The sequence below is a fragment of the Paenibacillus sp. P3E genome (assembly GCF_001909045.1).
GTDB lineage: Bacteria > Bacillota > Bacilli > Paenibacillales > Paenibacillaceae > Paenibacillus_AQ > Paenibacillus_AQ helianthi.
The window spans coordinates 1-11,767 of record NZ_LVWH01000207.1; the positions used below are offsets into that span (position 1 = coordinate 1).

The following is an 11,767-nucleotide window of genomic DNA, read 5'->3' on the forward strand; positions in this document are numbered from 1 at the left end:
CTTTAATTCCGAAAAAACAATACCCATTCACAACTTTTTCCTTTTGCCTGATTCTTCATACCACCCCTTATTGTCGCAGTTCTTGTACAAAATTATGCGCGTTCCCCTACTTTCTATACTCCAATCTGAAGATTAAGTAACAGTTACTCACTTTTCGATATACAATTCTGCACCAAATAGGCTACAATAGTTCAGCAAAAGTGCAGAAGGAAGGTTGATTGATATAATGAAAATCCACAACAATAAACGGATATTTTCTTCAAAAAAAACAAATCTATATACACTTACCATGCTCATGGCTGCCAGCTTCATTCTCGCGAGCTGTAAAGACACTCCATTGCCATTAGGGAATGCTGCGGAATCCAGCGTAGCTGCTGCTGAGAATGCAACAGCTCCTGTATCGTTCTGGGTGGCTACAGATACCCATTATCTCGATAAGGACCTTCAGGATGGCGGAGAAGCCTTTCAGGCCTACGTGAACGGCGGAGACGGGAAAATCCTGCCTTATAGCGATGAACTAATGGAAGCCCTCGTCTATGACGCGCAGCAGAAGAAGCCGGAATTTTTGATTCTCAGTGGTGATCTTACCAATAACGGGGAAGCAAGCAGCCATAAGAAGCTGGCGGAGAAGTTGAAACGTGTGGAAGCATCAGGCACCGATGTCTATGTCATTCCTGGTAATCACGACTTGAATAATCCCTGGGCGAGATCGTTCAAAGCGGACAAACAGATCGTTGCGGAGCATATCACTCCGGGGGATTTTACAGAGCTGTATTCTGATTTTGGCTATAGTGAAGCAATCTCCCGTGACAAGGACAGCCTAAGCTACCTCGTTCAAGCGGCACCGGGGCTATATCTACTGATGATCGACAGCAGCCAATATGCCAACAATGAAAGCTACGGATTTCCCCAGACGGACGGCCGCATCCTCCCTTCTACCCTCTCCTGGATGGATGAATGCGCGAAGCTGGCAGCTGAGAAACAGGCCTCGATCATTACGGTGATGCATCATAACCTTCTCAGCCATACCTCCATGTCTGTGTCGGGATTCAAGCTTAACAACAGTCAGGAAACCATGAAGACACTTCGTAAGGACGGGCTTAATCTTGTATTGTCCGGGCATATCCACATGCAGGATATCGCACGCGATCCAGACGGTACGACTGACTCCAGAGACACTCCAGTCTATGATATTGCTACCAGTGCCATGGCCGTGAACCCGCATCAATATGGTGCAATGAGCTTTGATCCTGTAACCAGGGCTGTAACCTATCACACTGCGGCAGTAGATGTTGAAGGCTGGGCCAAGGCTAATGGAAATACCGATCCCCATTTACTGGCCTTTAAAAGCTACGCCGAGGGGGTATTCGCCGGGCAATCGTATAACAAGGCGATGGCCCGCCTCAAAGACTCCACCTTTAGCGAAAGTGAAAAACAATCGATGGCTAAAGTGATGGCCCGGCTGAACGTGAATTATTTCGCCGGAACTGCTGCCAATGCTTTGGATGAGATCAAGTCCATGCCGGGTTATAAACTGTGGATGGGCATGGATGGCGGCTTCATGTCCGGTTATATACAGAGTATGGCTGAGGATAAAGTACTCAGCAATGTCTCGCTTGACATGGTATTGACCCAACCCAAATCATTGAGTGAGTGAAATATCACGGCGTGGCACAACAAAAAACCGGAACCTCTTGTATAAGAGATTCCGGCTTTTTGTTGTTAATGATTGTTTACGGACGGTCAATGTAGATGTAACCATCTTCATCTTTTTCTACCTTGGCATGAAGCGCTTCTGCCAGCAGACGAAGCGGTACATAAGCATCACCGTATTCGTCCACGAATACCGGCTGGGCAAGCTTCACTGTCTTTCCGTTGATCAGAACCTTGTCAGAGCCGATTTTGAATACCAGCTTATCTCCGTAGACGTCATCGGTAACATTGATGGCGCGGTTAGCCCCATCCCACTCGACTACAGCATCCATATCTTCTGCCAGATACCGCAGTGGCACATAAGTGGTGTTTCCTTCAACAATCGGATAATAGTAATCATCATCCGGTGCAATCATCAGAGATTTCGCAGTGATATTCAAATCATTCTTGAGCATGTTATATACATCTGAACCTGGTTCAAAGCTTCGGAGTGTCTGCCCCGGAGTAAGCTCGGCAGAAGACAAATCCAACGCTCCCTTTGTCGAGATCGGATTAGCAGTTACTGCACCATTCACATTCCAGGTTTGCGTATCCATTTTGAGGGAAATGCTCTGAAGAGGCAGGTCCTTACTGGCTGGCAATGCGACGAAGAGATTGATATTCTGCTTGCGCACATGGAATCCGCTATCCACAAACATATCAATATTCAGCTTGGTCTCTTTGCTGAGGATGGTTTTCAGTTCCGGTGTTGAAGCATAAAGATTATCCAACTGTTTATCATAGACAAGCAGAAGTGCATCTACAGCCAATTTGGCCGCATCATGCGCCACAGTCACTACACCTTCCTTGTTTTCCAGAGGAATTTCACCCAGACCCAGATCGCTGAGTTCATCTGCGCCTACACCATTCGCTTCCAGGAGCGGGTACAGATAATCATAGAGACCGCTGATGAAATTGGTAAAGCCCTCAGTATCCTTGGAAATGGATTTCAGGAAGCTCTTCACAAGCGCCGGCATCTCGTCGCCCGTAATCTCCGTATGTAGCTTAGTTAAATTCAGCTGTTCACCATATACAGATTCATTTACAGAGGCTACGCTAATCGCGCCGGGATTCGGCAGATTCTTCACCACGAACGAGGTCAACAGCTTGGAAATCTCCTGTGCCTTGTTCTGGTCAAGCCCTTGAATGCCCATGGATTCCTCATACCCTTTAATCGGGTAGTAGAATGGCTGTTTGGCACCTTCTGCGGTAAAGACAACAGCCTCTTTATCCATAAAGAATGTAAAAGGAATAGATAATTGCTTATAGCCTACAACTCCGGCCGCAGATACGTTGCCATTGTCCTGAAGCTTCATGCTGCTAAGGTTCAAGGAGAAAGAATTGATGAGATCTACCATTTCTTTATCTTCCGCGCTAATTCCTGCGGCAGGCACTGCCTTCAGTGACAAGGTGGTGCTGGATTCAGAAGATTTTACATCCAGATCTCCCAGAAGCGCCTTGTTGACATCAAATCCTGCCACATTCTGGCAACCCGCCAGAATCAGCAGCACTGCGAGAATCGGGAGTAACCACTTGGTTCTTGCTTTCATTTTCTTCATAGCATGTCTCCTCTAGTTATATTTGCAATCTATATCCATCAACTCTAAAGAGGGAGGATCGGGTGATAAAGGGTGTATCCGGTAAGAGGATTATATAGTAAACAGACTCCGCCATTCTATAAATACCCATTCCTGAAAAAACAGAATCTTCACTAGAGCAAGCAAAGCCAGATGGGCCGGATAGAATGACCACCAAATCCAGCGCGGCAGCCGTTTGTTCTCCAGAAGCCTCCAGAAACCCGGGGCCGTTACTATGAGAATGGTAGGCACGACGCTGAACATTTGTACCCGCCAGCCATAATAGAACAGATACACGCCATTCAACACGAAATGGGCCAGAATCAGCCAGTAGGAACGGGCATAACGGAAGATCAGCACCAGCAGCAGACCATAGGCATTATAGTCCAGTGGCAGCCGGTCCATGAGAACAAAAGCAAGAATCACTACAGGAATGCCGTACCAGAGGTTTGGCAGCTTATCCAGAATAAACAACACTGCCGCAGACAGCAGCAAGGTAAATACGACATTCCACCCGCCCGGATCAAGCGCCAGATTATAGGGAATCTGAGCGAACAGCGCAATCCACAGCAGCCGGCGCAAATAACGGGGTCTTGATGATGTATGTATATGCCCTTGCACCAGCGCGTAGCAGTATATTGGAAAAGCAATTCTCCCCACATATCTCCAGGCCATCTCCCCCGGAAAAAAAATGTAGCCGATATGATCAATCAGCATGGTCACCATCGCGAGAATCTGCATCTGAAGCCTCCAGTTAAATGATTAAGGGATAACTATGACTTCGTCGATGAAATGATCATGGAACTGTCCTCTTTCCAACCGTGTACTGAGAACATTATAGCAGAGGTGTAAGCTTTTTACTAAGAAAGTACTTCCAATTTTAACTACCCGATAAAAAAAAGAACCCTCCCTTGGAATACCAGGAACGGTTCCCTTATTCTTTTCTTTCTATCGAGTCTGCCCGCTTCGCTTATGAGGTCTTCGATTTATTGTAAATATCAAAGCCCACTGCCAGCAGCAGCACCAGGCCTTTAATGCCCTGCTGCCAATCGACGCCGAGGCCGATGAGTGACATACCGTTGTTCATAACGCCCATGACCAGGCCGCCGATAATGGCGCCCACCACTGTTCCTATCCCGCCTGAAGCAGATGCTCCTCCGATGAAGCAGGCCGCGATGGCGTCCAGCTCGAAGTTGGTGCCGGCTTTTGGTGTCGCCGAATTCAGACGTGCTGCAAACACCAGACCGGACAGGGCTGCAAGCACGCCCATATTGACGAATACCCAGAAGGTGACACGTTTGGTTTTGACACCGGAGAGACTGGCTGCCTTCTCATTGCCACCAAGAGCATAGATATGCCGTCCCATCGTCATATGATTCATAACGAAGGAATAGATGACGATCAACACCATCAAGATCACCAGAATGTTCGGAATCCCGTTATATTGGGCAATGACATAGGAGAACAGGTTAATGACAATCACAAGCGCTGCAGCCTTGGCAACGGACAGCCAGACAGAGGTTTGCTCAAAGCCGTATTTTATAGAGACTTTCCGGTTCCGGAACTCCTGGTACACGACCAGCACGGAAAGTACAACGCCCACAACTAGTGTCAGGACATTCAGCGAGCTGCCGCCAAAGAAATCCGGGATGAACCCCGAGCTGATCTTTTGAAAAGTTTTGGGGAAAGGCGCAATGGACTGGCCATTCAGCACAATCATCGTCAGCCCCCTGAACAGCAGCATCCCCGCCAGTGTTACGATAAACGCTGGAATTTTGATATAGGCGACCCAGAAGCCCTGCCAGGCTCCAACCAGCGCCCCCATCAGCAGCGAAAGAATAACCGCCAGCACCGGGTTCATATGCATATCCACCATCATAATCGCTGACAGTGCCCCGATAAAAGCGGCTACGGAGCCTACTGAAAGGTCGATATGTCCAGTGATGATCACAAGCACCATCCCGATTGCCAGCACCAGAATATAGCTGTTCTGCAGGATCAGATTGGTTACATTAAGCGGCTTGAGCAGAATACCGTCTGTAAGAATTTGAAAGAAAATCGAGATAAAGATCAAAGCAATGATCATGCCGTATTGGCGGATATTCTTTTTAAAAATTTCACTAATCGCTCCCATGACGTGCTACCCCCTGCTTCGTGTCATATATTTCATCAGCAGCTCTTGTGATGCATCCTGCCGTTCTACCTCGCCGCTGATGCGGCCTTCGCACATGGTATAAATCCGGTCACACATCCCGATAATCTCCGGCAGCTCAGACGAGATGACCAGCACCCCTTTGCCCTCTGCCGCCAGCCCATTAATGATGGAGTAAATTTCATATTTGGCTCCCACATCGATTCCACGTGTAGGCTCATCAAGAATGAGAATATCCGGCTGGGCGTAGATCCATTTACTGAGGACAACCTTTTGCTGATTGCCTCCGCTGAGATTCACCGTTTTCTGTAAAATGCTTGGCGTCTTGATGTTCAGCTTCCTGCGGTATTCCTCAGCGACCAGCACTTCCTCGTTCTCATTAATGACACCCCGGCGGGACAGTTTCTTCAAGCTGCTGAGCGAAATATTCCGTTTGATGTCGTCGATCAAAATCAATCCATAATGCTTGCGGTCTTCCGTTACATAGGCCAATCCGCTATCGATCGCTTTGTTGATATCGTTCAGATGAACCTCTTTGCCATGCATGTATAGCTGGCCGCTGATCCGTCTGCCATACGATTTGCCGAACACACTCATTGCCAGCTCCGTCCGCCCCGCTCCCATGAGTCCGGCTATGCCTACCACTTCTCCGCGCCGGATATGGAGGTTGATCTTGTCAAGCATTTTGCGGCCCGCCTGAGTCGGATGGTAGACTTCCCAGTCGCGGATTTCAAAAATGGTCTCACCCAGGTCCGGCGTCCGCTCCGGATAACGGTTGGTCAGATCACGGCCCACCATGCCTTTAATAATGACATCCTCGGTAACCTCATCCTGCTTCATATCCAAAGTGCGGATCGTCTGCCCATCCCGTAGAATGGTCACAGAGTCTGCCACCTTCTCAATTTCATTCAGTTTGTGGGAAATGATAATTGAAGCAATCCCGCGCTTTTTCAGCTCCAGAATCAGTGTAAGCAGGTTTTCACTGTCATCTTCATTCAGTGCTGCTGTCGGTTCGTCGAGTATGAGCAGCTTCACCTCTTTGGACAACGCCTTGGCGATTTCCACAAGCTGCTGCTTGCCTACACCGATCGTCGATACCCGGGTGAACGGCGACTCGCTGAGACCAACGGTCTGAAGCAGCTCCTTGGTTTTCACCGTCGTTGCATTCCAGTTAATCACCCCGCGACTTGCCTGCTCATTGCCGAGAAAAATGTTCTCCGAGATGGACAGATACGGAATCAGAGCCAGCTCCTGATGAATAATGACAATCCCCAGGCTTTCACTATCCTTAATATCCTTGAATTGGGAGACCTGTCCTTGAAATAAAATATCCCCTTCATACGTTCCATGCGGATAGACTCCACTCAGTACCTTCATCAGGGTGGATTTCCCGGCCCCGTTCTCTCCGCAGAGCGCGTGAATCTCTCCGGCTTTGACCTTCAGGTTCACGTTGGACAGTGCCTTGACACCGGGAAAGGTTTTGGTAATGCCCTTCATTTCCAGAATAATTTCGTTCATTGCCTCTCACCCAGCTTTCCATTAAGACTGTGGCAGCGGTTGTTGCGGCTGGCAGCCTCTTTACGAACTGCCGCCGCATTCCCCGCTAAAAGCATTCGCAACCGGTTATTTGCCGAGCTGTTCTTTGGTATAGTAGCCGCCGTCGACCAGCACTTTATCTACATTGGAAGCATCTACAGATACAGGCTCCAACAGATAGGACGGTACAATTTTGACTCCATTATTATAAGTGGTGGTATCATTGACTTCCGCTTCCGTGCCGTTCAGTACACTTTCCGTCATCTCTACCGCTTTTTTGGCCAGCTCGCGGGTATCCTTGAATACTGTCTGTGTCTGCTCTCCGGCCAGAATCGACTTAACGGAGGCAAGCTCGGCGTCCTGCCCGGTAACAACCGGAAGCTTCTTGTCGCCCGAACCGTAGCCCACGCCTTTCAGTGAGGAAAGAATGCCAATGCTGATGCCATCGTAAGGGGACAGGACAGCATCCAGGTTATCGCTGGCATAATTAGCACTCAGGAGATTATCCATCCGGGCTTGAGCAGCTGCCCCATCCCAGCGCAATGTAGCTACCTGATCCATTGTAATCTGCTTACTGCGGACAACCAGCTTGCCGGAATCAATGTAAGGCTTCAGGATCGACATGGCTCCGTCAAAGAAAAAGTAGGCGTTGTTATCATCCGGTGAACCGCCGAAAAGTTCAATGTTAAACGGGCCTTTGCCTTCTTTCAGGCCCAGCTTCTCTTCAATGTAAGAGCCCTGCAGCACACCCACTTTGAAATTGTCGAAGGTAGCATAATAGTCCACAAATTCGCTTTTCTTGATCAGACGGTCATAGGCAATGATCTTCACGTTAGCATCATGCGCTTTTTGCAGGACATCCGTCAGGGCTTCACCGTCAATCGAAGCAATAACAATGGCCTTCACGCCTTTGGTAATCATATTCTCGATTTGAGATACCTGGTTCTCAACAACATCCTCCGCGTACTGCAGATCCGTACCGTAACCCAGACTCTTAAATTCTTTTACCATGTTATTGCCATCGTTCACCCAGCGCTCAGAGGACTTCGTCGGCATCGCGATGCCCACCTTACCCTTCGTTCCTTCCGAACTGCCGCCGGAGCTGTTCCCTCCGTTATTGCCGCAAGCGGATAAAACCAGTACAAGTGCCAATGCCAGCATGAGTAATGAATACTTTTTCATATCTGCGCTACCCCCTGAACTATTCTGTTGTCCCGGGCAGTCTGCCCGTCTGACAAGTTGAGTATAGCAAGGGGAACAGGGGTCCGTATTTACACTCAGGCTACTGTTTTTATAAAATCAGAACTTTTGTCAGCGTTTTCAAAAGTGATATTTATGTTGAACTTTTGATTTATTTAATCGGCCTTGGTCGTGACTGCGGTGAATGTTTGGGCTTCCGGCCGCTGTTATGTTTGGATTTCCTGAATTAAACCGTTGTCTACGGGTGAAATCCAAACATAAAGGCGGACGCTACCGCTCCTCCAGCTCCAAACTTCACCTCCGCCACTTCTGACCTTTGGTAGGTCTTTCGTTCATCTTAAATGAAATGAGAATAAATAAAGGGGCTGTCCCATAAGTGGGTTTTCTATGATTTAGACAGCTTTCTTCATTCTTAAGACCACAAAAAGTGAGCAAAGCAGCGATTCTCCCGTTATTGGAGGATCGCTGCTTTGCGTTTTTGGTCATGGGTGGCTTGCTTCAGCAGATTATGGGCAAGTGAAAGCCACCCGACTTCAAGCGTCACTTTTTCGATGCCGCGAAGCAGAAATCGCCGGAAGCCCCGGTTGTTCTTCAGTTGTCCAAACACACTCTCCGGTTCCGTCATCCGGCGCACGGCCAAGGCGTAACCTTCATCACTCCGTAGAATCTCACGAGCCTGGTTCTGGTACCGTATTCGTTCCAGACTAACGACGACTTCACGGTTTCCTGCGGCTTTTGTACAACGTTCCTTCAATGGGCAGCCTTCACAGCTCTGGCTGCGGTAATGACGTTTTCGAATTTCATAGCCACTCTCCAGCACTTCCTTGCTTTCTTTCCGGAAATGCAGTGTTTGTCCGGCTGGGCACTTCCATGTATCCTTGGCTTTGTCGTACGTCCAGTTCTCTATCTTTCCGATATTCTCTTTCCACGCTTTGCTTTTTTCGTTGTGGTAGCTGCTATATTTGACTACGGCCTTTACGTGTTCATTTTCCAAATATGCATAGTTCTCTTCACTGCCGTAGCCTGCATCCGCAATCACCACCTTCGGATGCTCCCCCAGGATCTGCCTTGCCTTTTCCAAATGCGGTTGCAAACAGCGGGTATCGGTGGGTCTTTGGTGTAGACTGTACGCCAAAATAAACTGATTTTCGGTCCCAATCTGTACGTTGTATCCGGGTTTGAGTTGACCGTTTCGCATGTGATCTTCCTTCATCCGCATGAAGGTGGCATCCGGATCGGTCTTACTAAAGCTGTTTCGGTCCCCGAGCAGCTTCTGGTAGTGTTCGTATTTAACAAGCCTTGGAAGCAGGTCTTTACGAAGCTTCCGAACAGCTTTCTTTAAGGATTTGTCTTTAGGCTTCTCCAGCAGTTGCGACTCCAGCGCCTGAGTCATTTGTTCCAGTTTCGCACTGTCAATCTCGGCGGACTCGCCGAGTTCGTTCAGGTCCTGGCCACGGTGTTCCTGTTCTTCTCGTTTCTCTGCGGCCTCAATGTCGACAAACAAAGCATGTACCTTTTCTTGGAGTTTGGCCTTATGCTTACTAACCGCTTTGCCCCACACAAAGGTGTAACGATTCGCGTTGGCCTCGATCTTGGTGCCATCCACGAAGTAATGCTCTAGGGAAATGTATTTTTCGTCCGCAAGAAATTGAAGCACGGCGGTAAATACCCTTTCAAGGACGTCCTTCATCCGCTCAGAACGAAAGCGATTGAGCGTGCGAAAATTCGGACGTTGACGTCCAGCCAGCCACATGAAGGGAATGTTTTCTCGGACCGCTTTGGCGATTTGCCGGGAGGAATAGACTCGCTGCGTATAGGCATAGATAATGACTTTGGTCAGCATTTTAGGATGGTAGCTGTCGCGGCCACCGCCAGGGTAGGCCGCGTCAAAGAGGGCGTCGTCGAGTCGATTTACGGCGGCGTTCACGACACGAACGAGGTGATTTGGTGGGATATCTTCTTCTAAATCCATTGGCAAGCAAAGTTGGTCCATGGTATATTGAATGTACAAAAGAAACCCTCCTTTGAAATGGTTGGTCGCACTTCCATTTTACCAAAAGAGTGGTTTCTTTTTTGCGTTTTTATAAATATTGTAGTATGTTTCCCGCTTAAACAGCGGAGAGGACGGAACGATTGTGGAAAAGCGATAGCGTTCGCCTTTGTGTCCGGATTTTCACCGCTAAGGGGAATAAAAAAAATCTGGACACAAGAGCGATTGGAACAACGGTCCGTTCGCGGAGCGTCCTCACGGAGCACAACGTTTGTCCGACTCCAAAAACAAGGGATGTCCCAAGTAGCCATTTCATGGCTTATGGGACACCCCCTTCCTTTTTACAGTATATGAGTTTAGTCTTGCTCTCCTTCGCGGCCTGCACGCTCTCCATCTCCGGGCAGCACACCTTTGCGGAACTGCAGAGGGGATACGCCTGTATGCTTCTTAAAGGCAGTGCTGAAATAATGCTGGGTTTCGTAACCCGAGCGTTCCGCCACTTCGCCTACGCTAAGTTCTGTCGAGTGCAGCAGCTGCGCCGCTTTACGGATGCGGATTTGGGTCAGATACGTTCCGAAGGATTCACCCAGCTCCTGCTTGAACAGCCGGCTGAGATAGACTGGTGAGGCTTGAAGGCTGCCGGCTATGAATTCCAGAGTAAGACCGTATTCGCTAAAGTGCTCCAGCATGTACTGCCTGGCTCTGCGGACCAGGGGCGACAAAGGCTGTTCTTTGGAGAGGCTCACTCTGCATTTGCGGTAGGCGGCTGTCAGACCTGTGGGATCTCCCTCAACAGGCTCGATGCCAACCTCAACGGCAATCTTGAGAAGGCTTCGCACTACGGCTTCAACCCCGGCCAGCACCGCTTCTCCTGCCGCATCCCACAGCAGAAGAATGATCTGACCTGCAGCATCCCGGAAGATCACCTTTATAGAGTTCTGAAGCAGCTCTGAAACAATGTTCTCTATTGCAAAAAGAAACAGCTGCCGTTCTTTCTCCTGTAGTCCGGAATTCTGCGCTTCCCATCTCCAGCGGATAATGGCTACTATTTCTGGACGCTCTTGTGGCAGCTGCAAGAAGTGCAGCTGCTCCCGGATCTCACCCTGGCTCAGATTCCCCTCCAGCCATTCCTGGCAGAAGCGTTCTCTCAGCAGCGGGAAATTCTTAATGATCTGCCGGGAGGCCTGCTGGAGATGCTGGTTCTTTTGCTTCTCCGAGACCAGCAGATCCCTGACCCCGCGAAGCACCTGCATCAATTGCCTGGGCTCGGCAGGCTTAAGAATATAGTCATGCACCTGCAGACGGATTGATTCCTGGGCGTAGGAAAATTCATCATGGCCGGTTATAACGATGATTTTACATTCAGGTAGCTGCTCCCGAAGCTGCTTCATCAGTTCAATGCCATGCATGATCGGCATATTCAAATCTACTAATGCAATATGCACTTTATGCTGGACGGCCAAATCCAAGGCTTCTTCACCGTCTTCCGCTTCCGCAACGACCTGCAGTCCGAGGCCTTCCCAATCCACACATTTTCTAATCCCTTCACGGATGATCGCTTCATCATCGGCAATCATAACTTTCCAGGTATCCATTGCGATGCAGCTCCTTCTCCTTCAA

At 49.0% G+C, this 11,767-nt stretch carries 8 protein-coding genes; 1 reads left to right on the forward strand and 7 read right to left on the reverse strand.

Annotated elements, in window-relative coordinates; all coding sequences use genetic code 11:
• Positions 1-226: 226 nt before the first annotated feature.
• A complete protein-coding gene (locus A3842_RS25860; RefSeq protein ID WP_074103229.1) occupies positions 227-1,657 on the forward strand; it encodes a metallophosphoesterase in 1,431 nt (476 codons plus the stop codon).
• A 76-nt stretch (positions 1,658-1,733) separates the two neighbouring features.
• Here A3842_RS25860 and A3842_RS25865 read toward each other — a convergent pair whose 3' ends face one another.
• The 7 genes from A3842_RS25865 to A3842_RS25895 form a co-directional block, all read right to left on the reverse strand.
• Positions 1,734-3,251, reverse strand: coding sequence for a copper amine oxidase N-terminal domain-containing protein (locus A3842_RS25865; RefSeq protein WP_083606645.1), 1,518 nt, complete (start codon positions 3,249-3,251; stop codon positions 1,734-1,736).
• Positions 3,252-3,341: 90 nt separating this feature from the next.
• On the reverse strand, positions 3,342-4,010 hold the full coding sequence (locus A3842_RS25870; RefSeq protein ID WP_074088626.1) for a TraX family protein: 669 nt from the start codon (positions 4,008-4,010) through the stop codon (positions 3,342-3,344).
• 229 nt (positions 4,011-4,239) lie between these two features.
• Complete coding sequence (gene mmsB, locus A3842_RS25875; protein WP_074103230.1) at positions 4,240-5,403, reverse strand: multiple monosaccharide ABC transporter permease; 1,164 nt, start codon at positions 5,401-5,403, stop codon at positions 4,240-4,242.
• A 6-nt stretch (positions 5,404-5,409) separates the two neighbouring features.
• Positions 5,410-6,939 (reverse strand): multiple monosaccharide ABC transporter ATP-binding protein, encoded by a 1,530-nt coding sequence (mmsA, locus tag A3842_RS25880; RefSeq protein ID WP_074103231.1) that lies wholly within the window; start codon positions 6,937-6,939, stop codon positions 5,410-5,412.
• A gap of 105 nt (positions 6,940-7,044) precedes the next feature.
• Positions 7,045-8,139 (reverse strand): multiple monosaccharide ABC transporter substrate-binding protein, encoded by a 1,095-nt coding sequence (gene chvE, locus A3842_RS25885; RefSeq protein ID WP_074103232.1) that lies wholly within the window; start codon positions 8,137-8,139, stop codon positions 7,045-7,047.
• 469 nt (positions 8,140-8,608) lie between these two features.
• Complete coding sequence (locus A3842_RS25890) at positions 8,609-10,168, reverse strand: IS1182 family transposase (protein ID WP_074103233.1); 1,560 nt, start codon at positions 10,166-10,168, stop codon at positions 8,609-8,611.
• Between the two features lie 335 nt (positions 10,169-10,503).
• Complete coding sequence (locus A3842_RS25895; RefSeq protein ID WP_074103234.1) at positions 10,504-11,742, reverse strand: response regulator transcription factor; 1,239 nt, start codon at positions 11,740-11,742, stop codon at positions 10,504-10,506.
• Positions 11,743-11,767 lie beyond the last annotated feature (25 nt).